Source organism: Flagellimonas maritima, from assembly GCF_003269425.1.
Classification (GTDB): domain Bacteria; phylum Bacteroidota; class Bacteroidia; order Flavobacteriales; family Flavobacteriaceae; genus Flagellimonas; species Flagellimonas maritima.
Map to the genome: position 1 here is coordinate 73,500 of NZ_CP030104.1, position 24,616 is coordinate 98,115.

The 24,616-nt window shown below is 38.5% G+C and carries 24 protein-coding genes; 15 read left to right on the top strand and 9 right to left on the bottom strand.

Features of this window, described 5'->3' with window-relative positions:
- Window positions 1-58: 58 nt before the first annotated feature.
- The 3 genes from HME9304_RS00330 to HME9304_RS00340 are packed head-to-tail and all read left to right on the top strand — an operon-like array spanning window position 59 to window position 2,317.
- Window positions 59-1,402: a DNA recombination protein RmuC gene (locus HME9304_RS00330; RefSeq protein ID WP_112376691.1), complete on the top strand. Its 1,344-nt coding sequence runs from the start codon at window positions 59-61 to the stop codon at window positions 1,400-1,402.
- A gap of 2 nt (window positions 1,403-1,404) precedes the next feature.
- Complete coding sequence (locus tag HME9304_RS00335; protein WP_112376692.1) at window positions 1,405-1,770, top strand: 6-phosphogluconate dehydrogenase; 366 nt, start codon at window positions 1,405-1,407, stop codon at window positions 1,768-1,770.
- Between the two features lies 1 nt (window position 1,771).
- On the top strand, window positions 1,772-2,317 hold the full coding sequence (locus HME9304_RS00340; RefSeq protein WP_112376693.1) for an acyl-CoA thioesterase: 546 nt from the start codon (window positions 1,772-1,774) through the stop codon (window positions 2,315-2,317).
- Here HME9304_RS00340 and pgl read toward each other — a convergent pair.
- On the bottom strand, window positions 2,314-3,027 hold the full coding sequence (pgl, locus tag HME9304_RS00345; protein WP_112376694.1) for a 6-phosphogluconolactonase: 714 nt from the start codon (window positions 3,025-3,027) through the stop codon (window positions 2,314-2,316). The two genes, HME9304_RS00340 and pgl, sit on opposite strands and share 4 nt — an antisense overlap.
- Window positions 3,028-3,117: 90 nt before the next feature.
- Window positions 3,118-4,650 carry a glucose-6-phosphate dehydrogenase gene (gene zwf / locus HME9304_RS00350; RefSeq protein ID WP_112376695.1) on the bottom strand — a complete coding sequence of 511 codons (1,533 nt, stop codon included), beginning with the start codon at window positions 4,648-4,650 and terminating at the stop codon, window positions 3,118-3,120.
- Between the two features lie 179 nt (window positions 4,651-4,829).
- Here zwf and gndA point away from each other — a divergent pair, with 179 nt between their 5' ends.
- The 3 genes from gndA (at window position 4,830) to HME9304_RS00365 (ending at window position 7,756) form a co-directional block, all read left to right on the top strand.
- Window positions 4,830-6,239: an NADP-dependent phosphogluconate dehydrogenase gene (gndA, locus tag HME9304_RS00355; RefSeq protein ID WP_112376696.1), complete on the top strand. Its 1,410-nt coding sequence runs from the start codon at window positions 4,830-4,832 to the stop codon at window positions 6,237-6,239.
- A 237-nt stretch (window positions 6,240-6,476) separates the two neighbouring features.
- On the top strand, window positions 6,477-7,070 hold the full coding sequence (locus tag HME9304_RS00360) for a DUF7151 family protein (protein WP_112376697.1): 594 nt from the start codon (window positions 6,477-6,479) through the stop codon (window positions 7,068-7,070).
- A gap of 59 nt (window positions 7,071-7,129) precedes the next feature.
- The gene (locus HME9304_RS00365; RefSeq protein WP_123877296.1) at window positions 7,130-7,756 is read left to right on the top strand and encodes a hypothetical protein; all 627 of its coding nucleotides are present in this window, start codon (window positions 7,130-7,132) and stop codon (window positions 7,754-7,756) included.
- 70 nt (window positions 7,757-7,826) lie between these two features.
- Here the strand turns inward: HME9304_RS00365 and carB are convergent, their stop codons facing one another.
- Both carB and rpmH read right to left on the bottom strand, forming a co-directional pair.
- Window positions 7,827-10,679: a carbamoyl-phosphate synthase large subunit gene (gene carB / locus HME9304_RS00370; RefSeq protein WP_112376699.1), complete on the bottom strand. Its 2,853-nt coding sequence runs from the start codon at window positions 10,677-10,679 to the stop codon at window positions 7,827-7,829.
- Window positions 10,680-10,777: 98 nt separating this feature from the next.
- The gene (gene rpmH, locus HME9304_RS00375; RefSeq protein ID WP_082433296.1) at window positions 10,778-10,936 is read right to left on the bottom strand and encodes a 50S ribosomal protein L34; all 159 of its coding nucleotides are present in this window, start codon (window positions 10,934-10,936) and stop codon (window positions 10,778-10,780) included.
- Between the two features lie 172 nt (window positions 10,937-11,108).
- Here rpmH and HME9304_RS00380 point away from each other — a divergent pair, with 172 nt between their 5' ends.
- Complete coding sequence (locus HME9304_RS00380) at window positions 11,109-11,624, top strand: DUF2892 domain-containing protein (RefSeq protein WP_112376700.1); 516 nt, start codon at window positions 11,109-11,111, stop codon at window positions 11,622-11,624.
- Window positions 11,625-11,966: 342 nt separating this feature from the next.
- Here the strand turns inward: HME9304_RS00380 and HME9304_RS00385 are convergent, their stop codons facing one another.
- Window positions 11,967-12,929: a lytic transglycosylase domain-containing protein gene (locus HME9304_RS00385; protein WP_112376701.1), complete on the bottom strand. Its 963-nt coding sequence runs from the start codon at window positions 12,927-12,929 to the stop codon at window positions 11,967-11,969.
- Window positions 12,930-12,958: 29 nt separating this feature from the next.
- Window positions 12,959-13,636: an alpha/beta hydrolase gene (locus HME9304_RS00390; protein WP_112376702.1), complete on the bottom strand. Its 678-nt coding sequence runs from the start codon at window positions 13,634-13,636 to the stop codon at window positions 12,959-12,961.
- 168 nt (window positions 13,637-13,804) lie between these two features.
- Between HME9304_RS00390 and HME9304_RS00395 the strand changes: the two genes are divergently transcribed.
- Entirely contained in the window at window positions 13,805-14,098 is a 294-nt protein-coding gene (locus HME9304_RS00395; protein WP_112376703.1) for a GNAT family N-acetyltransferase, read from the top strand.
- Between the two features lie 45 nt (window positions 14,099-14,143).
- Here HME9304_RS00395 and mtaB read toward each other — a convergent pair whose 3' ends face one another.
- The 3 genes from mtaB to HME9304_RS00410 form a co-directional block, all read right to left on the bottom strand.
- Complete coding sequence (mtaB, locus tag HME9304_RS00400) at window positions 14,144-15,472, bottom strand: tRNA (N(6)-L-threonylcarbamoyladenosine(37)-C(2))-methylthiotransferase MtaB (RefSeq protein WP_112376704.1); 1,329 nt, start codon at window positions 15,470-15,472, stop codon at window positions 14,144-14,146.
- Window positions 15,473-15,979: 507 nt separating this feature from the next.
- Window positions 15,980-17,155: a GlmU family protein gene (locus HME9304_RS00405; protein ID WP_112376705.1), complete on the bottom strand. Its 1,176-nt coding sequence runs from the start codon at window positions 17,153-17,155 to the stop codon at window positions 15,980-15,982.
- Between the two features lie 79 nt (window positions 17,156-17,234).
- Entirely contained in the window at window positions 17,235-17,504 is a 270-nt protein-coding gene (locus HME9304_RS00410) for a type B 50S ribosomal protein L31 (RefSeq protein WP_112376706.1), read from the bottom strand.
- A 163-nt stretch (window positions 17,505-17,667) separates the two neighbouring features.
- On the opposite strand from HME9304_RS00410, the gene HME9304_RS00415 reads away from it, so the two are divergent.
- The 7 genes from HME9304_RS00415 to HME9304_RS00445 are packed head-to-tail and all read left to right on the top strand — an operon-like array spanning window position 17,668 to window position 24,360.
- Complete coding sequence (locus tag HME9304_RS00415; protein ID WP_112376707.1) at window positions 17,668-18,186, top strand: DUF4199 domain-containing protein; 519 nt, start codon at window positions 17,668-17,670, stop codon at window positions 18,184-18,186.
- Window positions 18,187-18,227: 41 nt separating this feature from the next.
- Window positions 18,228-19,175: a glycosyltransferase family 2 protein gene (locus HME9304_RS00420; RefSeq protein WP_112376708.1), complete on the top strand. Its 948-nt coding sequence runs from the start codon at window positions 18,228-18,230 to the stop codon at window positions 19,173-19,175.
- A 58-nt stretch (window positions 19,176-19,233) separates the two neighbouring features.
- Window positions 19,234-20,940: a phospho-sugar mutase gene (locus HME9304_RS00425; RefSeq protein ID WP_112376709.1), complete on the top strand. Its 1,707-nt coding sequence runs from the start codon at window positions 19,234-19,236 to the stop codon at window positions 20,938-20,940.
- A 4-nt stretch (window positions 20,941-20,944) separates the two neighbouring features.
- Window positions 20,945-22,771, top strand: coding sequence for an ABC transporter ATP-binding protein (locus tag HME9304_RS00430; protein ID WP_112376710.1), 1,827 nt, complete (start codon window positions 20,945-20,947; stop codon window positions 22,769-22,771).
- Between the two features lie 49 nt (window positions 22,772-22,820).
- On the top strand, window positions 22,821-23,363 hold the full coding sequence (locus HME9304_RS00435; protein ID WP_112376711.1) for an RNA polymerase sigma factor: 543 nt from the start codon (window positions 22,821-22,823) through the stop codon (window positions 23,361-23,363).
- 33 nt (window positions 23,364-23,396) lie between these two features.
- Window positions 23,397-23,927: a hypothetical protein gene (locus HME9304_RS00440; RefSeq protein WP_112376712.1), complete on the top strand. Its 531-nt coding sequence runs from the start codon at window positions 23,397-23,399 to the stop codon at window positions 23,925-23,927.
- Window positions 23,920-24,360: a hypothetical protein gene (locus tag HME9304_RS00445; RefSeq protein ID WP_112376713.1), complete on the top strand. Its 441-nt coding sequence runs from the start codon at window positions 23,920-23,922 to the stop codon at window positions 24,358-24,360. The genes HME9304_RS00440 and HME9304_RS00445 overlap by 8 nt, the downstream gene beginning before the upstream one ends.
- Window positions 24,361-24,616 lie beyond the last annotated feature (256 nt).

Here is a 24,616-nt window from a genome sequence, read left to right on the forward strand (position 1 = left end):
AGTTTCCCACTTTTCTGTAGTCAGGAATCCTTTATCTTTATCCTAAGAAAAAAATTTTATGAGTAGTGAATTGATTTATGTAATTGTTGGTATACTCGCAGCCATTGTTGGTTTATTTCTGGGTATCTACATCCAAAAATTAAAAACCAGCTCCAATGAAAGTGTTTGGCAAGAGCGTGAACAACAATTGAACAATGCCGTCACCACCTTAAATGACAGATTGCTTTCAACAGATACTGAAAAAAAACAGCTGCAATTGGAAAAAGAGCAGCTGGGAAACCAGATTGTACGTCATCAAGCTGATTTAGAAAATTTAGAGCGTATAAATACCGAGCAGAAAGAAGAGGTAGAAAAATTACAGGAGAAGTTCGCGAAGGATTTTGAAATTCTCGCCTCAAAAATATTGGAAGAGAAAAGCACTAAGTTTACAGAACAAAACCAAAAGAACATTAAACAAATTCTGAATCCATTACAAGAAAAAATTCAACTGTTCGAGAAAAAAGTTGAAGCCTCACAAAAAGAGAATATCAGTATCCACTCGGCCTTAAGGGAACAATTATTGAATCTTCAAAGCCAAAACCTAAAAATTACCCAAGAGGCAGAAAACTTGACCAAGGCTTTAAAAGGCGATAGCAAAATGCAGGGGAATTGGGGGGAACTGGTCTTGGAGCGCGTATTGGAAAAGTCAGGACTGGAAAAAGATAGGGAGTACAGTGTGCAACAGAGCTTTTTACGGGAAGATGGCTCACGCGTAATGCCAGACGTCATCATCCACCTTCCAGATGGAAAAAAGATGGTGGTCGATTCCAAAGTGTCACTAACGGATTATGAGCGTTACACGAATGCTGAAGAAGAATTAAAGGAAAAATACTTAAAGGACCATATCAATTCACTAAGAAAACACGTAGAACAACTTTCCGCTAAAAAATACGAAGATCTGTATGAGATGGAAAGTCCTGACTTTGTTCTTCTTTTTGTTCCAATTGAACCTGCTTTTGCTGTTGCAATAAACCAGGATAACTCGTTGTACAACAAAGCGTTTGAACAAAATATTGTTATTGTGACACCATCAACTTTGTTGGCCACCTTGCGAACCATAGACAGTATGTGGAACAATGAAAAACAACAAAAGAACGCCATTGAAATTGCTCGACAGGCAGGTGCCCTGTACGATAAATTTGAAGGTTTTGTAACAGATTTGACAAAAGTGGGCAAAAAAATGGATGAGGCGAAAACAGAATACCGAGGTGCAATGAACAAATTGGTTGACGGTCGAGGAAACATTGTGACCAGTATTGAAAAACTAAAAAAAATGGGTGCAAAGGCAAAAAAATCCATTCCGGAACCTATCCTAAAACGCGCCGAAGAAGACGACTACCAAGAACCAAAACTTGAAATTTAATTATGAGAAAAGCAATATTTATAACCATTTCGGTCATCTTGTTGGCATTTGTAGTTTACTTCGCGTTCATTTATTATGTTCCATTTAGTGAAGGATATCGCTCTGGAGAATTGATAAAATTTAGCAGAAAAGGTGTGCTGGTCAAGACGTGGGAAGGAGAAATCAGCCAAGGGATTTCTGGAGCCCAAATCTTTAAATTTTCCGTTCAGGACAATAAAAGTGAGGTCATTCAGAAGCTAAAGGAATATCAAGGACATTACGTAAAGGTAACCTATAAAGAGCGCTACGCTACTTTCTTTTGGTTGGGAGATACCAAGTATTTCATTACCGAAGTAGAAGAAGAGAAATCTCCCCATTTTGGAAATTGATATGAAGAAATTCAAGAGCGCTGAAGAATCCAAAGTGGAGATTACGGAACTTATGCTCCCTTCCCATTCCAATTTTGGAGGAAAGGTGCACGGGGGTCATATCTTAAATTTAATGGACCAAATTGCATTTGCTTGCGCTTCCAAACATTCACAGGCCTATTGTGTAACCGCTTCTGTCAATCGTGTGGATTTTTTAAATCCGATTGAAGTTGGTGAACTGGTCACCTTAAAGGCATCTATCAATTATACTGGGCGGACTTCAATGGTTGTAGGAGTACGTGTAGAATCTGAAAATATTACCACAGGTGAAACGAAACACTGTAATTCTTCCTATTTTACAATGGTGGCCAAAGATGAGGCTGGAAAAAATATCGTTATTCCAGGGTTACTTTTAAACGGTAAACAAGGCATACGACGGTTTGCAAGAAGTAAAGAAAGAAAAGCCTCAGCAAACTACCGTGATTCAAAATACGAATCCTCTAATTTTGAAGTGGACGAATATATTCGGTTTTTACAAGATGAAAACGTAAAAATAAATTTTGACTAAGAAATTCCTGTAGCGGCATCTCCATCCAAAAACCAAATCAGATTTCCAGAATCTGGACTTACTAAAGAAGCTGGATACTTTTTAAAGTCTTCCTGTTTTTCAATAATCGCTTTTACTTTTTCTGCTTTTCCGCTTCCCGTTACCAAAAATGCTACTTGACTAGCTGCGTTTATGATTTTCCCAGTAATAGTCACCCTTTTTTGTCCTGAATCTGGATGTACGGCAACCTCACAATTTCTGCTTGAGTCCCATAATTCAATTTCATGGGGGAAAATAGATGCAGTATGGCCATCATCGCCCATTCCCAGAATCACCAAATCAAATTGGGGAGTTCCGTTTTGTGATGGTAGATTTTTCTCCAATAACCCGCCATATCGCATTGCTTCTAGTAGTGGCTCTTTTTCACCTAAAATTCTATGGATGTTCTCTTTGGGCACATCAATTTTTGAAAACAGATGTTCCATAGTCATTTTATAATTGCTTTCATCATCCGAAGGTGGAACGCACCGTTCATCTCCCCAGTAAAAATGAATTTTAGTCCAATCAATTTTAGAGGAAAAATCCGCAGCCAATACATCAAAAACAACTTTGGGCGTACTTCCACCCGATAGCGCTACATGAAATGTAGATTTATCTTTAAACAATTCAGAAAAATATGCTGAAAAATGTTGAGCAACCTCGTTTTTATCCTTGTAGATTTTTAACTCCATGACAATTAATTTTGTAAACTACTTTGTTCATGATTCTTCTTCTGTCATATGTCCGCTAACTCCTAACTCCTAACTCCTAACTCCTAACTCCTAACAAATAACACAATACCCAGGGTCATCAGCTAAATTTTTTCCAGGATTCCTCCAGAATCCTAAATCGTCAATAAGCTCATCTGCATTTTCAGGGCCCCAGACGCCTGCTGCATAACCGTACATGCGCACATCTTTGCCATTTTTCCAATAATCCAAAATAGGGTCTACAAATTCCCATGCAGCCTCTACCTCATCTGCACGTGCATAAAGTGTAGCGTCACCCTGCATGGCATCAAGCAAAAGTCGCTCATATGCCTCCATGACATAAGTTTGCGCCAAACTGGAGTAGTAGAAATCCAGATTCGCCCGTTCCACCTTAAAACCTTGACCAGGAACCTTAACACCGAATTTGACCAATATGCCCTCATCAGGTTGAATACGGATTATAAGTTTATTGTCCTTACTATTTACGCCAGAGTCCTGAAAAATTTGATGGTGCGGTGTTTTAAAATGAATAATGACCTCGGTCACTTTGGTTGGCATGCGCTTAGCCGTACGTACGTAAAATGGAACCCCGTGCCATCGCCAATTATCTACGAAAAATTTAATCGCGGCGTAGGTTTCAGTGGTCGAGTTCGGGTCTACACCATCCTCCTCACGATAACCTTTTACCTTTTCTCCATCAATTTCAGAAGAAACATATTGGGCGCGAATGGTATTATTGAAAAGCGTCTGCTCGTCTCGCATGACCCGCAAGGATTTCAATGCCTTCACCTTCTCATTTCTGATTTCTTCAGGCTGATCACCAATTGGGGGTTCCATGACAACCAATGAAACTATTTGCAATAAGTGGTTCTGAAACATGTCCCGTAGGGCACCGGATTTATCATAATATCCCCCACGCTTCTCCACACCAACACTCTCAGCGTTGGTAATTTCTACATGATGAATATAATTACGGTTCCATAATGGTTCAAAAATACTATTGGAAAAACGTGTTACCAATAGGTTTTGTACCGTTTCCTTGCCCAGATAATGATCAATCCTGTAAATCTGTGGCTCTTTGAAATATTGTTGTAAACCATTGTTAAGATTCTTTGCAGTTTCCAAATTATAACCGAAAGGTTTCTCCACAATCAGTCTTTTAAAACCTTTGGATTCATCGTTTAGGTTGTATTCAGAAAGGTTTTTTGCTACGGTTTCGACAATACTTGGAGGTGTGGACAAGTAGAACATGTAATTATGTTCTGTATCGTGGGAATCGTTCAAAGTTTCAATACGTTTGGACAAACCCTCATAATCAGAAGCATAGTCATCACCAAGGTCCTCATAAAACAGCTTGTTGGCGAAATCCTCAACTTGTTTCTTGTCCAGTTCTTTGATTTTCTCTTTTAAATAAGTGCTATCATAAACCACTTTGCCCCTAAACTCTTCGTCCGAGAGATTGCTTCTGCTGGCTCCCAAAACAACAAAATTATCCGGTAGCTGTTCTGCAATATATAAATTGAACAATGCGGGAATAAGCTTTCTGGCGGTCAAATCGCCTGATGCACCGAATATAATAAGCATCTGACTATCGGTCTTTTTCATAATTATGTGCAAAATTTTTTATCTCACAAAATTCTTTGGATTGTCCGATTATTTCTTAAAAGATATCCGACATTGCCATATAATTTTGAGCTTAACGAATATAACGTTTATTTTAGGTTCGGAATTGAATAAATAGCGTACTTAGTGTAGTCTTAACATAAGACATTAAAACAGAGAACATGGCAGATACATATGATTTTGGGCTCGTGGGCCTTGGGGTAATGGGACAAAATTTTATTCTTAATGTGGCCGATAATGGTTTTACGGCTTTCGGCAATGATTTGGATCCAGAAAAAGTCAAAGCACTAATCAAATTGGGTGGTGACGAAAACAAGATCAATGCCAGTGTTGCTGTAACTGAATTTATCAAGGCATTAAAAACTCCCAGAAAAATTATGTTATTGGTTCCAGCAGGTAAAGTAGTGGATATCGTAATTGAAAGTCTGCTTCCCCATTTGGACGAAGGTGATATTATTATTGATGGTGGAAATTCATTTTTTACAGATACAGATCGAAGGGAAGCATACCTTAAAGAAAAGGGCATCAATTTTTTTGGAGCAGGAGTTTCAGGTGGTGCAAAAGGTGCACGAAAGGGACCCAGTATCATGCCTGGAGGTTCACGGGATGCCTATCAACATGTAAAACCAATTTTTGAAGCCGTTTCTGCTAAATACAAAGGAGAACCCTGTGTAACCTATTTAGGTCCAAAATCCGCTGGTAATTATGTAAAAATGGTTCACAATGGTATTGAATATGGGCTAATGCAATTGACCTCTGAAATTTATGACTTGCTTAGAAAAGCTGGTAGCTTAACCAATGAAGAACTTCATAAAACCTACGCTTTATGGAATGAGGGTAGATTACAGTCGTTTTTAGTTGAGATAACTTCGAAAATATTCGAGCAAAAGGATGAATTTGGCAATGGCAATTTGGTAGATCAAATTCTGGACAAAGCAAAACAGAAAGGAACAGGGAAATGGACATCGCAAAATGCTATGGATTTGGGAATTCCTGTTCCCACAATCGATATTGCCGTTAGCATGCGGGAGATTTCAGCCTTAAAATCAGAACGAATAAAGGCAGATGAACTATATGACCGCCCTACTCCAGAATCTTTTGATAAAAAGGAGTTGATTGTTAAGGCGGAAAATGCTCTGTATTTCGCATTTATCATAACCTATGCCCAAGGGATGCATCAATTGGCCGATGCATCAAAAGAATACGGATATGAATTGAAACTTACAGAAATTGCAAAAATCTGGCGGGCAGGTTGTATAATTCGTGCGGCACTATTGGCAGATATTGCAGATGCTTTCAAAGCTGATGAAAATTTACAAAATCTATTGCTGTCCACGTATTTTGTTGAAAAAGTTCAAGAAACTGTGGACTCGGTACGAGAGCTGGTGGCCTACGGCGCAAAAAATGGTATTCCCCTACCTGGCCTTTCCAATGCGCTCACCTACTTTGATGCTTATACGAGTACCCGACTACCGCTTAACCTAATTCAGGCCCAACGCGATTATTTTGGGTCACACACCTACGAACGGTTGGATAGAAAAGGTATTTTTCATACAGAATGGGGCTTATAAAATGTTCTATGGTATATCAACTATTCAGTAAGATTAAATTTTTATTCTAGGTCATAAAAAGTTCAGGTCTTACTTGAGAGCATTGAATTGATGTAATCCTGTGGCACCGACATCCCGTTTATCCAAGAGATTATCCCTTTTATCTAAAATCCTATCAATTTTCTTTAATTAAACAGAATCTTATGGTTAGGGTTTCCTAATTTTGTTTTGGAACAACCTCAACAATACAAAAACCCCATGAAAACAAACTTTTCTTTTAAGTTTTTGATAATTATAGTTTTAGCTTCGCTTTTCTCGTGTAGCTCAGAAGATGGTGCAGATGGTACAAACGGAACTGATGGAACTGATGGTACCGATGGACTCAATAGTCTGATCTCTACAGTAATCGAACAGCCTGGAACTAATTGTTCCAATGGGGGATTCAAAATAGAAGCGGGGTTGGACACTAATGCAAATGGACAATTGGACGCAAATGAGGTTGATACGTCTGAATTTTTGTGCAACGGTGATAATAGCAATCTTAGTTATAGCTCTTATGTGTCACTGATTAGCCAAAGTGGAACAGATGACCCACAAAGTGACATCGTTGAGAACAGTTTGGGTCTTACTATAGACTGGACCAGGGATGCTCCAGGTCAATATGTTGGTACGCTTGACAATCCTGTGATTATTGGAAAAACTGTAATTTTCTTTACTACCCCCACCACCCATACTGGCGTTAGGGGGGAATTGATAGGTGACAATCAAGTAAGGATTGAGCTGCAGAACGGAATAAATGTATTTGCAGATAATTTTAGCAATTTGTCATTTGAGCTTAGGGAATACGAGTAGGTTTAAAGAATAGACCAATATTTAGTTTAAGAATATATAAAAAAATCACACCGAAAATCATGAAAAAAACATTACTCCTAAATATTTTATTTTTCTTTTTGGTTACATCCTCAATGTATTGCCAAAATTTATTTCCTGCATCGGGGAGCGTGGGTATTGGGACTTTAACTCCTGGTTTTGAACTTGATGTAGCAGGAACTTTAAATGCAACAAGCATTCTTCAAGATGGAACGGAAATTATTGGTTCACAATGGGACTCAACTGCCAATGACTTATTCTACAATACTGGAAACGTAGGTATAGGGACTTTAGATACCCAAGGATATATGTTGGCTGTTGGAGGAGATGTAATTGCTGAGGGCGTTAAAGTAGAGCTCGAAGGGGAATGGCCGGATTTTGTCTTTGATGAAGAGTTCAATCTAAAGCCTTTAAGTGAAGTAGAGAGTTTTATTAAAGCGTACAGACACCTTCCCAATATACCAAATGCAGAAAATGTTAAACAGGATGGCATAGATTTGGGAGTGATGAACGCAAAGCTTTTACAAAAAATAGAAGAGCTAACGCTTTATACTATAGCACAACAAAAGGAAATTGATAGTTTAAAGAAAACCAATAAAGTACTGAGCAGTCAAAACGAAATTATCAATAAACTGGCAGAGCGCTTGGAAAAATTAGAAAATCAATAAAAAGAAAAGTTATTGGATATAAAAAAGGGGCCACTTAAGCGGCCCCTTCTTTGTTTGTATAATTGTTTGGTTACTTGCTCAAATACATCTTCCTTCTTGAATACAGATTATAAAAATCATCATCTTTCAAACTGTCAATAAACAAAATACTTTCTCCAGTACTCTTCATTTCAGGCCCCAAGTTTTTGTTCACGTTAGGAAATTTATTGAATGAAAATACAGGCTGTTTGATAGCATATCCATCCAAATGGGGTTTGAAATCAAAATCCTTGATTTTTTTCTCTCCCAGCATCACTTTAGTGGCATAATTTACATAAGGTTCCCCATATGCCTTCGCGATAAAAGGAACGGTACGGGATGCTCTTGGATTTGCCTCTATAATGTAGACCATATCGTCTTTGATGGCAAACTGGATATTGATGAGTCCGACCGTATTCAACGCCAAAGCAATTTTACGGGTATGGTCCTTGATCTGTTGCATTACAAACTCCCCTAAATTAAAGGGCGGCAATGTGGCATTGGAATCACCTGAATGGATTCCACAGGGCTCAATGTGTTCCATAATACCAATGATATAAACATCCTCTCCATCACAAATTGCGTCCGCTTCTGCTTCTATAGCACCGTCCAGGTAGTGATCGAGCAATAACTTATTGTTCGGTATTTTCCTTAGTAAATCAACTACATGCGCTTCCAGTTCCTCTTTATTAATGACGATCTTCATCCCTTGACCCCCTAAAACATAGGAAGGCCTCACTAATAAAGGGAAATTGAGTTCATCGGATAGTTCCAAAGCTTCGTCTGCGGTTTCGGCGACTCCAAATCTTGGATAAGGAATATTGTTTTCTTTCAATAATGTGGAAAAGCTTCCGCGGTCTTCTGCCAAATCCAAGGACTCAAAACTGGTTCCAAGAATTTTAATACCGTATTTATCCAACTTCTCGGCCAGTTTCAATGCGGTCTGTCCTCCCAACTGGACTATGACGCCTTCAGGCTTTTCGTGAAGGATAATATCATAGATATGTTCCCAGAAAACAGGCTCAAAATAAAGCTTGTCCGCCGTGTCAAAATCCGTGGAAACAGTTTCTGGATTGCAATTGATCATAATGGTTTCATAACCGCACTCCGCTGCCGCCAAAACCCCATGTACACAGCAATAATCAAACTCGATTCCCTGTCCAATTCTATTGGGTCCAGAACCCAATACCACTATTTTCTTCCTGTCCGTGACCTCACTATCGTTGGCCACGTAACGTTTTCCGTCTGCTGTTTTTATTTCCTCTTCAAAAGTGGAATAGTAATACGGTGTCATCGCCTTGAACTCTGCAGCGCAGGTGTCCACTAATTTATAGACCCTGTTAATCCCCAGATTTGTACGCTTTTTGTGCACTTCACTTTCATAGCAATCCAGCATATGCGCAATCTGCCTGTCTGCAAAACCTTTTTGCTTGGCTTCCAAAAGGAAAGATTTTGGCAAACTTTCTATGGTATATTTAGAAATTTCCCGCTCTAGATAGTGCAGTTCTTCATACTGTTTTAAGAACCACATATCAATTTTAGTGATGTCGTGGATTCTTTTCAAAGGTATTCCAAGCTGTATGGCATCATAAATCACAAAAACTCTATCCCAACTGGGAATCTTTAATTTTTGCATGATTGTTTCATAATCCGTGTATCCTTTTCCGTCCGCACCCAACCCGTTACGTTTTATCTCTAATGATTGTGTAGCCTTGTGCAATGCTTCTTGAAAAGAACGGCCTATACCCATGACCTCACCTACGGATTTCATCTGGAGTCCCAACGTTCTGTCAGAACCTTCAAACTTGTCGAAGTTCCATCTTGGAATTTTTACGATGACGTAATCCAACGTCGGTTCGAACAAGGCCGAAGTGGACTTGGTAATCTGGTTTTCCAACTCGTCCAAACTATAACCTATGGCCAACTTCGCAGCAATCTTTGCAATTGGATATCCTGTAGCTTTGGAAGCCAGGGCCGATGAACGGGAAACCCTTGGGTTGATTTCTATGGCAATGATATCCTCCTTTTCATCTGGGCTGACCGCAAATTGCACATTACATCCTCCTGCAAAATCCCCGATACTGCGCATCATATGTATTGCCATATCCCGCATACGCTGATAGGTACGGTCCGAAAGTGTCATTGCCGGTGCCACGGTAATCGAATCCCCTGTATGTATGCCCATTGGATCCATATTCTCTATGGCACAAATTATTACTACGTTGTCATTTTTATCGCGAAGCAATTCCAGTTCATATTCTTTCCAGCCCATCAATGCCTTATCGATCATCACCTCATGTATTGGGGAGACCTCTAATCCATGGCTCAATAAATCATCAAAATCCTTAGGGTCGTGTACTATGGATGCCCCTGCCCCGCCGAGTGTGAAAGAGGCACGGATTACCAGCGGAAAACCAAATTCCTGAGCAATTTCCTTCCCTTTTAAAAATGAGGTCGCCGTTGCTTGAGGAGCCATTCCCACACCTATTTTTAGCATCAGTTCCCTAAATTTTTCTCGGTCCTCGGTAATATTTATGGCATCGATATCCACACCAATAATTTCAACATTGAAATCCTCCCAAATTCCTTTTTCATCCGCTTCAATACATAAATTCAAAGCAGTTTGTCCACCCATGGTAGGAAGTACCGCATCGATATTGGGATGTTTTTTTAAAATCTCAATGATTGATTTTGTGTTTAATGGTTTAAGGTAAACATGGTCCGCCATTGCAGGGTCCGTCATAATCGTAGCCGGATTGCTATTAATCAGAATCGTTTCAATACCGTCCTCACGAAGGGAACGTAGCGCTTGGGAACCGGAATAGTCGAACTCGCATGCCTGACCGATAATAATAGGGCCAGAACCAATTATCAAAATGGATTTTAAATCTTCTCTTTTAGGCATTCTAAAGGATTACTCGTTGTTAAAAATTTAAAAATAAGTCAAAAAAAAGGTGCTAAACTTGAAAAGTAGCACCTTTAATTAAAAGTTATTGACAGTCATTATTTTTTATGTCTTGGCTCTGAGGAAACAGTTAGTTTTTTTCTTCCTTTGGCTCTTCTTCTAGCAAGAACCTTTCTACCATTGGCAGTCGCCATGCGTTCTCTAAAACCATGCTTGTTTCTTCTCTTCCTTTTTGACGGCTGATACGTTCTTTTCATTTTCGGAACTCTTTAAATGGATTTTATAAGGTAGGGAAGCTAAAACTTCTCCAAAAATTCTGGGCGCAAATATACGAAGACTTTTTACTTTGACAAGTTCAACAAGAAAATATTTAAAATAGTTTTTACTACTTTTGCCTCCTCTAAAATTAAGGTAAAACCACTCCGGAAAATGTTCAACAAAAATATAAAACTCGTTATTGCCGCCCTTATCATCGCTTATGCAGTTTATCAGTTTATAGAGGGGTATATTGGCAATGGTATCGCCCTGATCTTTCTCGCTGCCGTTTTCATTTTCCTTTATTTTAGAAATGAATTGATTCTCATGGCATTCCTGCGTATGCGCAAACAGGATATGGAGGGCACCCAAAAATGGTTGGCAAAAATAAAGAACCCAGAATCTGCCTTGATTAAGAAGCAACAGGGATATTACAATTATCTGCACGGGATTATTTACTCCCAAAAGAATCTTACTCAAGCCGAAAAGTATTTTAAAAAGGCTTTGAAACTCGGACTTACTATGGATTATGATGTTGCAATGGCAAAATTGAGCTTAGCGGGAATTGCCATGCAGAAACGAAGAAAACGGGAAGCAACGCAGTTATTACAGGAAGCCAAAAAGTTGGACAAGAACAATATGCTCACCGAACAGATAAAGATGATGCAGCAACAGATGAAGAAACTCTGAGCTTATCGTTTTGGAATAGTGGTCAATGAAATAAAATAGCTTAAATTACATAGATGAAAAACATCTTGACCTCCGCCAGTATTATCTTATTTATTCTATCTATAACAATTATCTATTTGGGATTGCAAAGAGATAATATAGTAAATCCCCCAGTAATCACCGGTATCGGATTTATAATAATTGCTATAGTATTTATAAAGTTTAGGAAATAAATCTAGTTTAAAACAAATATCTTGAACTTTTTATCTGAAAAGTTACAAGATTACTTTATCTGTCTAATTTTTTACTTTGCTCCTAAACTTGAAATCAAAGTCAAAAATACTTCAACTACAGATCAGATGCTTATTGCCCTGCACTGGTAGCTCGGTAATATCCTTTGTTGGGAATTTCAATTACATACTTTTTGCCGGATGCATTGTTCAAATGGGGTTCGCGCAACCAAGGGTTATGTCTTTTTAAGATTTTGTAATTGATTTCATAAAGCTTTGCGAAATCTGCCCAGCTGGTCACGGCAGAATCTACTTCAACGGAAAACGTAGGTACTGCGTTGTAAAAATCGTCTTGCTCTACTGCAAAACCATATTTATCAGGATTTGAAACAATTTCCTTTATGGCCATAATCCGGAATACGTAGCGCCCTGTTTCTTGACCCAGCAGCAAATCATAATAATCATCAACTTTTTGAATATCCATATATCTTTTGATTCCGGCAGGACCAGCATTATATGCAGCAGCTGTCAATGTCCAATTACCAAATCTTTTTTTCCATTTTTTAAGGTATTCACAAGCCACTTGTGTCGCTTTCTCCACATGGTATCTTTCATCCACGTTCGAGTTTATTTCAAGTCCGTATTCCTTACCGGTCGCTTTCATTATCTGCCAAAAACCCGTAGCACCGGCGGGAGATACATCATTCGTCAAAGCACTTTCGGCAACGGCAAGGTATTTAAAGTCATCTGGAATACCATTTTTTGCCAAAATGGGTTCAATTATAGGGAAATATTTATTGGCACGTTTCATCAACAAAAGTGCATTGGATTGCCAATAGGTATTCACCAAAAATTCGCGGTCCACCCGTTCCATAATCTCAGGGTCTTCCAATGGAACCGGTTCACCTGCAAAATTTAAATCGCTCGGTATTTCAATTGCACTGATTTTATAACCGGAAGCGACATTTTTGTCAACTTCAATAGTTGTTTTGGAATCAACCACTTTTTGGGTGTTATTGGATTGGGCGGCAAAAATAAGACTGCCCACCACTACCAATAGTCCAATGACCGCCAAGATATTTTTTATATGTTTCATACTTTTAATGCTTCGATGATATAAAGATACTATATAGAACTTCCTTCTTCTAAAATAATTGCAGGCAGATGCTCATTAAACCATCGTGCTCTGTGAATTATCATCGTATGCGTTCCTTTTTTTATGGTGATACAATCTTTAATATTGGTGATGGGGAAAACTGCATCCAATTCTCCGTGAATATGTACAAGGTTTTTGGGTGGCTCCTCCTGGTCCCAGTTTATGATATTATCTATAGCCCAATCTATATAGTATTTATCCCTTATGGAGAGATATTGCTCATAAAGTTTTAAACGTCTCGTCACGGTCTCCCCAAAAGCATATTTCGCCAAAAGCTCAACGTTGTTTACCAAGCCCGTAGGCAGTAATTTATGGACTTTGGTATATTTTGCGAAAAGCATCTTCTTGGGCAGTTCAGTTTGTTTTTTAACACATGAAACCACTATGATTTTTGAAGTAGCGATGTATCTGGACATTTCTTGTACAAGCATCCCTCCAAAGGAGACTCCCAATAAAACAGGATTTTCATGTGTTATTTTTTTGCACATTTGATTTGCATATTCAGACAACGTTATTCCTTTTTCTGGGGGAAACCATTCCAACTTATGCAATGCAAACGTTTCTTGCGGTAGTTTTATACCATCAAATATGGATGGATTGGCCGCCATTCCCGGCATGAGGTATATGTGTATTTTATCGTCCGGCATTTCTTACCTAATATCGATTCGGCTAGGAAATTAACAATTTTTTTACTAATTTTGTAACCCTTTTGCAACTAGCCCCAATAGAATAAATACATGCAACCCATTAAAGGAAGAATAAACTAAAATTACCGTATTGGTGATTTACGCAAAATCAATTTAAAATAATACTACATGACAGAAATGGAAGTAAATGACAATAGTTTCTTACGTCAGTTTGAGACTAAGGTTGATGGGCATTTAGCCAAAATTGAATACTCTTCACAAGAGCGCAAGGTATTTTTAACCAAACTGGTAATTCCTGAGGAAATTACCGAAGAGGGCTTTAAGGAAACTTTTATCAAAGCTGTCTTAAGTCAAATACAAGAGAAAAACCTTAGGGTAGTGCCTACAAGCCCGCACATTGCAGGTTTTTTGAGAAAAAACAGACAATATAAAGAGATGCTGCCCGTAGGGATTCGCATCTAACCACCACAAACCAAGCATTTAAACCTCTCTTTTCGAGAGGTTTTTTTATACCATAACTGTACTGGAAATGAATTCAAAACGAACCAAACCATCTTCGTCTATTTTGGTAAGTTCCACTTGGTGAAGCGTATTGACAAGTTCCGGATTCCACGGAGCCTTTACTTTTACATAGTTATCGGTAAAGCCATATATGTATCCTGATTTGTTCTCGCCCTCAAACAAAACAGTCCGGGTGCTGCCAAGCTGGCTTTCATAAAAAGCCCTTCGCTTTTTCGCAGAAAGACCACGAAGCATTTTACTGCGCTTGTTACGCACATTTTTGGGAACCACATCCTCCATTATTGCCGCCGGTGTATTATCACGCTCCGAATAGGTGAATACGTGCAGGTAAGAAATATCCAGTTCGTTCAAAAAGTGGTAAGTCTCCAGAAATTGTTCATCAGTTTCTCCAGGAAAGCCCACAATCACATCAACACCAATACAGGCATGCGGCATGTTCTCTTTGATTCGGTTAACACGATTTACGTATAAATTGGTCAAATACCTGCGGCGCATCAGTTTTAGTATGGCATCGCTGCCACTTTGCAAAGGAATATGAAAATGCGGGACAAAACTATTGCTCCGGGACACAAAATCTATAGTCTCATTTTTAAGGAGGTTGGGCTCTATGGATGAAATACGCAAACGATGAATTCCATTGATTTTATCAAGTGCCTTTACCAAATCCAAAAAAGTATGCTCGTGCTTCTTGTTCCCGAATTCCCCTTTACCATAATCGCCTATATTGACTCCCGTAAGCACAATTTCCTTGATGCCTTTGGAGGCTATTTCAGTAGCATTTTTTAGGACATTGCCCAATGTATCACTTCTGGAAATTCCGCGTGCCAGTGGAATAGTACAGTACGTACATTTGTAGTCGCACCCATCCTGAACTTTTAAAAAGGCTCGGGTTCGATCTCCAATGGCATAACTGCCCACATAAAAATCGGCATCTTCTATCTCACAGGAATGTACTTCTCCCCGATCATTTTTGGTAAGGTCGTTGAGGTAATCGGTAATCTTAAACTTTTCTGTAGCACCCAATATCAAATCCACACCGTCAACGGCGGCCAGTTCCTCAGGCTTTAACTGGGCGTAACAGCCAACAGCAGCAACAAAAGCCTTTGGGTTACTCTTTTGTGCCTGTTTTACAATGGTCTTAAAGCGTTTGTCCGCATTCTCGGTAACAGAACAAGTATTGATGACATAGATATCCGCCTCCTCGGAAAAGTCCACACGGTCAAAGCCCTCTCCCTCAAAATTTCTGGCTATGGTAGAAGTTTCAGAGAAGTTCAGCTTGCAGCCCAAGGTATAGAAAGCGACTTTTTTGTTCATGCCCAACCTTATTAAAGGGCTGCAAAGATACTAATTAGTCTTTAGTCTTTAGTCTTTAGTTGTTCGTTGTTGGTTGTTGGTTATTGGTAGTTATGACTTCCAATCTCTGATAGCTGACTTCTCAATTCGAAGTTTTTACAAATCATCTCAAAACTTGAGCTTGAGATTAGATACCTAATGATACTGTTTCAAAATTATTGTCAATAATTACGGAATTCGACATTATAATAACAAGCAAAAATTAAATTATGACAAAGCAATCTGGCATAGTTGGATGTTTTACCATTATTTATCTACAATCCACGCATTATTACGAATAATCAAAAATACAGGAGAAATAACTATATAGAACTATCCATAAAATAATAAGGCAAGTCATTGATAACACTAAAGCTTGGGCATTTTTGGAAAGTCACCAATTTTTAAATTTGCCTCGTGCTCAACCGAATAATAAGTGCTTTTTTTTCGATCTATTTATATTATACAAAACCGACAACAAAAGCATTTTTAATAGTTCCGCCACTTTTTTGTAAGTTCAAACACGTGCTCCAAGATTCTCGCTTCTTTGTCGTCAAAGGCAACGCCCCTACGGTTCATCATTACTTCGGCAGCTTCAAAAGCACGTTTTGGCATATAGGTGGTAAAGCCCGAGGCCCCGCCCCAACTAAAGCTGGGCACAAAATTTCTTGGAAATCCAGGTACATAGATATTGGAGTTTACCCCAATTACCGTTCCCGTATTAAACATGGTATTGATGGCTGTCTTACTGTGGTCGCCCATCATAAGTCCACAAAACTGCAATCCCGTATGGTCAAACTTTTCTGTGGCATAGTTCCAAAGACGAACCTTAGCGTAGTTATTCTTTAAATTGGAGTTATTAGAGTCCGCGCCAATATTGCACCACTCTCCCAGCACGGCATTGCCCAAATACCCATCATGTCCTTTGCTGGAATAGCCAAAAATGACCGAGTTGTTGATTTCGCCACATACCTTTCCATAAGGCCCTATGGTCGTTGGGCCATACATTTTGGCACCCATTTTAATAACGGCCTTTTCACATAAAGCCAACGCACCACGTACCATGCAACCTTCCCATATTTCAGCTTTTTTGCCCAAATAAATGGGGCCATTGGTGGCATTCAATATGCTGTGTTCCACTTTGGCGCCTTCTTCCAAAAAAATATTTTCAGCATGTATCAGTCGATTGGTATCTGAAATGGGGGCACTTTTACGGCCTTTGGTGATGATATTAAAATCAGCTTGGAGTGCTTCACCGTTTTTGGAAAAAATATCCCAAGTAAAATCTACTTTCAGCACCTCACCTTTAAAATGAATAACTTTAAATCGGGATGTATCCATTTCCATATTTGGGTTCTTTGTACGATACGCAACCAATTCCTCCCCATAAAATATGGCTTGGTCCGCACTAAGCGATCGAACCATTTCTGCCAATTTTGCATTAGGCAAAAAAGAGGCCGTAATAACGATATTTTCATCCGCAGTTACCATCGGATACTTTTCAGACAGGTATTCTTCCGTTTTAAAACTAATAGAAGCTTCCAGGTATTTTTCCCATTTTTCACGAATGGTCAAAATCCCAATCCTAATTTCCCCTACTGGACGTGTAAATGTGAAGGGCAATAAAGCTTTACGTTGGGGACCATCTGCAAGTATGTAGTTCATGGTTGTTGTTTACGATAGTGCAAAAATAAAAAACGCCCCTGACATTCATCAGGAGCGTTATATTTAAATAGAAAAGACCTTATTCTTCGGTTTTCTCCTCTTTTTTAAATTTTTTGTATTTGTTCTTGAACTTATCGATTCTACCGGCAGTATCAACAAGCTTGGTCTTACCAGTATAATATGGGTGGGAAGTTCTTGAAATCTCCAACTTTACCAAAGGATATTCTACTCCATCTACTGTAATCGTCTCCTTTGCATCAGCAGTAGACTTTGTAAGAAATACGTCATCATTGGACATATCTTTGAACGCTACCAATCTATAATTTTCTGGATGTATATCTTTTTTCATCGTCGTAACTACTTAAACTTGGATTTTTCGAGGTGCAAATTTAGTAATTTCTTTTAGTATTGCAATGTAAAAAGGGTAAAAAAGAAAAAATCTACCTTTGAGTGTAACAAATTTTATAAGATACTCACTAACAAGCAACAATCAACACTAAATATTCTACAAAATGGAAGAAAATCAACCTAAAACGGGAAAGTTTTCCCTTAACTACGGATTAATTCTTGGTGGTGTGAGCGTTGTCTTTGGCATTATGTTGTTCAGCCAGGACATGCATACCTCGCAAAGCCCCGCATTGATGATTATAGGCATCGTGCTTGCTGCAATAATCACTTTTTTGGGAATCAACAATTTTAAAAAAGCCAATGGCGGTTTCCTGACGCTTAGCCAAGCCTTAAAAATTGGAGCAGGAATTGCTTTAATCTCTGCCATCATTGCCATAATCTATAACGTTGTATTGGTGGAGTTCTTAGATCCAGATGCTCCTTCAAAAATAATGGATGCCCGTCTAGGTCCAGCTTTGGAAGAAGGGACCATTACCCAGGAACAGTTTGAAATGCAAAAAGAACAGAGCATAAAATTCTGGTGGATGGGATATCCTGTCATACTTATCCTTAATATAGTGATAGGATTAGTACTAGGCTTAATTACAGGTCTTATATTGAAAAAAGCCAAACCTGCCTACTAAGGAAAAAATACTATTTTTGAAGGGAATTCCAGAATTTGACAATGCAGATTTCCATTGTAATCCCTTTACTTAACGAACAAGAATCACTCATAGAACTCCATGATTGGATTGCACGGGTCATGCAATCCAATCATTTTGTATATGAAATCATTTTTATTGATGATGGCAGTACCGATAGCTCTTGGAATGTTATTTCTGAACTATCAAGAAAAAATGATAATGTAAAAGGTATACGATTTCTAAAGAACTATGGAAAGTCCCAAGCCCTGCACGCTGGCTTTAAAGCTGCCAAGGGTGATGTGGTCATCACCATGGATGCAGATTTGCAGGACAATCCCGAAGAGATTCCAGAATTGTACAAATTAATACAGGACGAGGACCAACATATCGTCTCTGGCTGGAAGAAAAAACGTTATGATTCCGTTATTTTAAAAAACATCCCATCAAAACTTTTTAATTGGGCTGCCAGAAAAACCTCTGGGGTAAAGTTGAACGATTTTAACTGCGGATTAAAAGCTTATAAAAGCGATGTGGTGAAACATATTGAAGTATTCGGTGAGATGCACCGGTACATTCCCGTGCTTGCCAAAAATGCGGGTTTTTCAAAAATTTCTGAAAAAGTAGTGCAGCACCAAGCTAGAAAATACGGGACCACAAAGTTTGGTGCCGAACGTTTTATCAATGGCCTGTTAGATTTGATTACCATATGGTTTGTATCCAAATTTGGGCGTCAACCTATGCATTTGTTCGGTGCGCTGGGCGTTCTCATGTTTATTGTAGGTTTTGGGTTTTCCATTTATCTGGGTATCGATAAGATATTCCTGAACCCTATGGGTAGATTAATTACCGATCGTCCCCAATTCTTTATAGCGCTTACCGCCATGTTGATTGGAACACAATTCTTTTTAGCGGGTTTTTTGGGTGAAATCATGGTCCGTACCAGAAAAAATGATACACGCTATACCATCTCCGATAAAATTAATATTTAGCGCAATAGCGAACATAGATTCTTTGTATTTTTAAAACCACTAAAACGTTTCAAAATATATGGATTCCATACTCACCTCTGCAAAATCTTGGCTAACCGATTTTTTTGACCCAGAAATCAAAAAGGAAATTCAACATCTTATCGATAAGGATTCCGAAGGTTTAAAAGAAAGTTTTTACAAGGATTTGGAATTTGGTACAGGTGGAATGCGTGGTATTATGGGCGTTGGCACCAATAGAATCAACAAATATACTCTCGGTAAAAATACTCAGGGACTGAGCAATTATTTAAACCAGACCTATGGTGATGAGGAAGTAAAAGTTGTAATCGCCTACGATTGCAGACATAATTCCGATACTTTGGCAAAAACGGTCGCAGAGGTTTTTTCTGCAAACGGAATTAAGGTTTTTTTGTTTTCTGAATTGCGAACGACCCCAGAACTTTCATTTGCCGTAAAATATCTGAACTGCCATGCCGGAATCGTTTTGACTGCTTCCCATAATCCACCTGAATATAATGGATATAAAGTGTATTGGACCGACGGTGGACAAATTGTACCGCCACAAGATGGTGAAATCATAGCGGAAATCAATTCGTTATCATTTGAGGATATTAAGTTCAAGGCAAATGAAACGCTTATTGAATTAATCGATAAAGAAGTCGATGAAGTCTTTTTTGAAGCATCCGTAAACAATGGAAGTTTTAATGCTAAGGGAAAAGATGATTTCAAGATAGTTTTTACCTCTTTGCACGGTACTTCAATCACTGCAATACCAGAAGTTTTAAAACGTGCGGGATACAAAAATGTAACGGTAATTGAAGAGCAAGCTGAACCCGATGGAAATTTTCCCACGGTAAAATCGCCTAATCCAGAAGAACCCGAAGCCTTGTCAATGGCTATACAAAAAGCTGAGGAAATCGGGGCAGATATGGTTGTCGGAACCGACCCTGACAGTGATAGACTGGGGATTGCCGTACGTAATTCCGAAGGAATAATAGAATTGCTGAACGGGAACCAGACGATGGTTTTGATGACCAAGTTCTTGTTGGAAAAATACAAACAAAAAGGTTTTAAGGGGAATGAATTTATAGCGACCACTATTGTTTCCACACCTATGATGGAGCAAATGGCAAAAGCATACGGCGTAGAATTTAAAACAGCACTTACTGGTTTTAAATGGATAGGAAAAATGATAAAGGACTTTCCTGATTCCCAATTTATTGGTGGTGGGGAAGAAAGTTTTGGTTACATGGTGGGCGATTTCGTTCGCGACAAAGATGCGGTCACCTCCACCCTACTCGCCTGCGAGATTGCAGCAGACGCCAAAGCAAATGGCAGTTCTTTTTATGAAGAACTGATAAATGCTTATGTAGATTATGGTTTATACAAGGAAAAACTCATTTCGTTGACCAAAAAGGGGATCAGCGGCGCTGAGGAAATAAAACAAATGCTTATTGACTTTAAGGAGAACCCTGTGAAATCCGTTCAAGGCTCAAAAGTGGTATGGATTGAGGATTACAATACTTCAGTTGCCAAAAATGTCCAAACAGGTGAAGAAAAAACGATTAATTTACCCAAATCCAATGTACTGATCTATGAAACCGAAGACGGAACCAGAATAGCAGCCAGACCGAGTGGTACGGAACCAAAGGTGAAATTCTACATCAGTACGAACGCAAAACTGGATAAAGCGGCGGACTATAAATCCGTAAATTCGCAGTTGGAAGCCAAGTTGGACGGCATCCAATCTGAATTGAATTTATAGGTTAATGAATTACTTTAAAAAGATTCTCCAGTTTGCGAAACCTTACCGCAAATACGGTTTTCTGAATATATTTTTCAATGTTCTTTACGCTTTGTTTAGTGCACTTTCTTTTGCTGCATTGATACCTATGTTGGATGTTTTGTTTAAACCGGAGGACAAGGTTTTTGAAGAGCCTGAATATCTTGGGTTTTCCAATCTTAAGGACTATTTACAGGATTATATCAACTTTAGGGTTACAGCATATTCGGGTGATGACGATATGAAAGGATTGGTTTTGGTCATAGGACTGGTCCTTGTACTTTTCCTTCTAAAAAATGTATTCAATTATTTGGCCATGTACTTCATCACCTTTTTACGAAATGGTGTTTTAAAGGATATTAGAAATAAAATGTACAGAAAGATTGTTGATCTGCCTATTTCTTATTTTTCAGAAAAAAGAAAAGGTGACGTAATTGCCAGGATTACTTCAGACGTGCTTGAAATTCAACATTCGTTTTTATCCGTACTTGAACTGATTGTTCGTGAACCTTTGACCATAGTTTTTACCATATTGATTATGTTCGGCATAAGTACAAAATTGACCATTTTCGTATTTGTGTTTATCCCTATTGCTGGAATGATAATCTCGAGAATAGGCAAATCACTAAAAAAACAATCGGACAAGGTACAAAAAGAACAAGGCGAATTTTTATCCATTGTAGAGGAAACCCTAAGTGGGTTAAGGGTTATAAAGGCCTTCAATTCAGAATCTAGATTTTATCAAACATTTAAAAATTCCACCGATCGTTTTTTTAGATTCTCCAATTCCTTATTGAACAGACAAAATCTGGCTTCCCCAACAGGTGAATTTTTGGGGATTTTAGTTATTGGCGTATTATTATGGTTTGGAGGCAAAATGGTATTGGTTGATGAAACATTGGATGCCTCATCCTTTATAGCATATATGGGATTGGCCTATAATATACTTACTCCTGCCAAGGCCATTAGCAAAGCTTCATACGGTGTGCGCAAAGGAAACGCAGCTGCAGAACGTGTATTGGAGGTTCTTGAATCCCAAAATCCAATATCGGATAGTGAAAACGCTACAGAAAAAACAAGCTTTGCCGACAGCATAGCAATTAACGACGTTTCCTTTAAATATGAACAAGACTACGTTCTAAAGGATTTTAATTTAAAGGTAAAAAAAGGCCAGACCGTGGCATTGGTCGGCCAATCCGGGAGTGGAAAAAGTACGATCGCCAACTTGGTTACACGGTTTTATGATGTTAACGAAGGTGAAATTTTGATTGATGGGACCAACATAAAGGATATTTCAAAAAAATCCCTTCGTGGGTTGATGGGATTGGTCACTCAGGATTCAATACTTTTCAATGATACGGTGAATAACAATATTGCATTGGGCAAAGAAGGTGCTACGGACGAAGAAATCATTGAAGCCGCCAAAGTGGCCAATGCCCATGATTTTATTAAGGATTTGCCCAATGGTTACGACACCAATATTGGGGATAGCGGCAATAAATTGAGTGGAGGTCAAAAACAACGGCTTTCCATAGCTAGGGCCGTATTAAAAAACCCCCCAATCATGATTTTGGACGAAGCCACATCTGCACTGGACACCGAGAGCGAGCGTTTGGTCCAGGATGCCTTGGAGAATATGATGCGAAACAGAACCTCCTTGGTCATCGCGCACAGACTTTCTACAATTCGGAACGCAGATTCCATAGTTGTACTGAACAAAGGAAAAATAGTGGAGCAAGGCACCCATGATGAATTGATGAAGTCTGAAAAAGGATATAAAAAACTGGTGGAAATGCAATCATTTACTGCCTGATTAAACTTTTAGATAAAAACTGAGTCAAAGCACCAAATTGTAAGAACAATTGATTGCTGAAGAAGCATTAGTCAAAGAATTAAAGCAAGAAAGTACCCAGGCAAAGGCCTTTGAGGTGTTGGTCAACACTTACAAAGAACGTTTGTATTGGCATATTCGTAGAATTGTTTTAAACCATGATGATGCCGATGATGTGCTTCAAAATACCTTTATTAAAGTTTATAGAAATATCGGTGGATTTAAAGGGGAAAGTAAATTATATTCTTGGATGTACCGTATAGCCACAAATGAAGCTTTGACGTTTCTAAAACAGAAATCAAAGAAAATGGGCATCAGTGATGAAGCATTAAAGATTTCACTGGTGGAGAACCTACAATCCGATGTTTATTTTGAGGGGGACAAAATACAGTTAAAATTGCAAAAAGCATTGGCCACTCTTCCCGATAAGCAAAAATTGGTCTTTACCATGAAATATTTTCAGGAAATGAAGTATGATGAGATTTCAGAAGTTCTTGAGACATCCGTAGGGGCGTTAAAAGCTTCGTATCATCTAGCGGTCAAGAAGATTCAAACACATCTCACAACAAATTAAACCTTTTAAAGAATTGACTATCAAAACATAAAGATGGACAAAAAGAAAAAAAATACCTTTAACACTCCAGAAGGTTACTTTGAAAGTTTCCATGAGCGACTTATGGATAAAATGCAGGGTCAGGAAATTCGTGATGCGATAGCTATTATTCCAAAAACTGATGGTTTTGGTGTTCCAGATGGGTATTTTGAAAACTTGGATCAAAAAATAATTTCCAAAACAGACCAAAAACAAATTAAGGTCATTCGATTAACGTCCGTTAAAAAATTATATTATAGTGCTGCTGCCATAGCCGCAATATTTATTTTGATATTTGGAATCACATGGAACGATCAACCCCAGCTAAGCTTTGATGATTTGGCCAATGCCGAAATAGATTCTTATTTTAATACTATGGAATTTGGTCTGAGTTCATACGAAATCGCCGAGATAATGGAAGTTGAGGAAATAAGCATGGATGATATATTGGAAACGGAATTGAACGAAGAAAATATCTTGGAATATTTAAATGAAAATGTTGAGGATATTGAAGATTTAAATTTAGAATACAATGATTATGAATAGAAGGTTGCTCATAGTATTTGTTTTTTTAATGGGGATTAATTGGTTTTATGCCCAAAGACCTGCTAAAGACAGGATAAAGGCATTAAAAGTGGCGTACCTGACCGAACAATTGAGTCTGACCAAAGAAGAAGCACAGCAATTTTGGCCTGTTTATAATGAACATGAGGATGCTTTGGAGGATATTCGAAAAAAGGAGCGCCAACAGTTTGGCAGTCGTTTTGAGGACATGTCCAACGTCTCCGAGAACGAGGCCGCTAAAATGATTGATCGATATATAAATCTACAGGCAGAAAAACTCGAAATCGAAAATGAATTTATCAAAGGCTTACAAGGTGTGATTCCGTCAAAAAAAGTGATTCAATTGTTTAGGGCAGAAAACAATTTTAAAAAGCGATTGTTGCAACAATATCGTAAACGCCAGGGAGGCGGATAAAATAAAATGTCTGTGTCATAGAAGGTATTAAAACCACAATCACTGTGTCACAAGAGCCGCGTAACCAAATATCTTGTTTTGTACTTTATTATTTGCTGGTCATTTTTATCAAGATGTCACACCTGACAAATCGCAAAAATCTAATGGCTATTTTTTAATGAAATGCAAGTAGGAGTTTTTCAAAAGTGCCTGCTAATTCACGTTAGACTTGTAGAAATATTCATAACCAACTGATATTCAATCTTGGTAGACAGAC

What these genes read in the sequence shown, in the direction of transcription:
- HME9304_RS00330 (WP_112376691.1), top strand. Translation starts at nt 59, where the DNA reads ATGAGTAGTGAATTGATTTATGTAATTGTTGGTATACTCGCAGCCATT.
- HME9304_RS00335 (WP_112376692.1), top strand. Translation starts at nt 1,405, where the DNA reads ATGAGAAAAGCAATATTTATAACCATTTCGGTCATCTTGTTGGCATTT.
- HME9304_RS00340 (WP_112376693.1), top strand. Translation starts at nt 1,772, where the DNA reads ATGAAGAAATTCAAGAGCGCTGAAGAATCCAAAGTGGAGATTACGGAA.
- pgl (WP_112376694.1), bottom strand. Translation starts at nt 3,027, where the DNA reads ATGGAGTTAAAAATCTACAAGGATAAAAACGAGGTTGCTCAACATTTT.
- zwf (WP_112376695.1), bottom strand. Translation starts at nt 4,650, where the DNA reads ATGAAAAAGACCGATAGTCAGATGCTTATTATATTCGGTGCATCAGGC.
- gndA (WP_112376696.1), top strand. Translation starts at nt 4,830, where the DNA reads ATGGCAGATACATATGATTTTGGGCTCGTGGGCCTTGGGGTAATGGGA.
- HME9304_RS00360 (WP_112376697.1), top strand. Translation starts at nt 6,477, where the DNA reads ATGAAAACAAACTTTTCTTTTAAGTTTTTGATAATTATAGTTTTAGCT.
- HME9304_RS00365 (WP_123877296.1), top strand. Translation starts at nt 7,130, where the DNA reads ATGAAAAAAACATTACTCCTAAATATTTTATTTTTCTTTTTGGTTACA.
- carB (WP_112376699.1), bottom strand. Translation starts at nt 10,679, where the DNA reads ATGCCTAAAAGAGAAGATTTAAAATCCATTTTGATAATTGGTTCTGGC.
- rpmH (WP_082433296.1), bottom strand. Translation starts at nt 10,936, where the DNA reads ATGAAAAGAACGTATCAGCCGTCAAAAAGGAAGAGAAGAAACAAGCAT.
- HME9304_RS00380 (WP_112376700.1), top strand. Translation starts at nt 11,109, where the DNA reads ATGTTCAACAAAAATATAAAACTCGTTATTGCCGCCCTTATCATCGCT.
- HME9304_RS00385 (WP_112376701.1), bottom strand. Translation starts at nt 12,929, where the DNA reads ATGAAACATATAAAAAATATCTTGGCGGTCATTGGACTATTGGTAGTG.
- HME9304_RS00390 (WP_112376702.1), bottom strand. Translation starts at nt 13,636, where the DNA reads ATGCCGGACGATAAAATACACATATACCTCATGCCGGGAATGGCGGCC.
- HME9304_RS00395 (WP_112376703.1), top strand. Translation starts at nt 13,805, where the DNA reads ATGACAGAAATGGAAGTAAATGACAATAGTTTCTTACGTCAGTTTGAG.
- mtaB (WP_112376704.1), bottom strand. Translation starts at nt 15,472, where the DNA reads ATGAACAAAAAAGTCGCTTTCTATACCTTGGGCTGCAAGCTGAACTTC.
- HME9304_RS00405 (WP_112376705.1), bottom strand. Translation starts at nt 17,155, where the DNA reads ATGAACTACATACTTGCAGATGGTCCCCAACGTAAAGCTTTATTGCCC.
- HME9304_RS00410 (WP_112376706.1), bottom strand. Translation starts at nt 17,504, where the DNA reads ATGAAAAAAGATATACATCCAGAAAATTATAGATTGGTAGCGTTCAAA.
- HME9304_RS00415 (WP_112376707.1), top strand. Translation starts at nt 17,668, where the DNA reads ATGGAAGAAAATCAACCTAAAACGGGAAAGTTTTCCCTTAACTACGGA.
- HME9304_RS00420 (WP_112376708.1), top strand. Translation starts at nt 18,228, where the DNA reads ATGCAGATTTCCATTGTAATCCCTTTACTTAACGAACAAGAATCACTC.
- HME9304_RS00425 (WP_112376709.1), top strand. Translation starts at nt 19,234, where the DNA reads ATGGATTCCATACTCACCTCTGCAAAATCTTGGCTAACCGATTTTTTT.
- HME9304_RS00430 (WP_112376710.1), top strand. Translation starts at nt 20,945, where the DNA reads ATGAATTACTTTAAAAAGATTCTCCAGTTTGCGAAACCTTACCGCAAA.
- HME9304_RS00440 (WP_112376712.1), top strand. Translation starts at nt 23,397, where the DNA reads ATGGACAAAAAGAAAAAAAATACCTTTAACACTCCAGAAGGTTACTTT.
- HME9304_RS00445 (WP_112376713.1), top strand. Translation starts at nt 23,920, where the DNA reads ATGAATAGAAGGTTGCTCATAGTATTTGTTTTTTTAATGGGGATTAAT.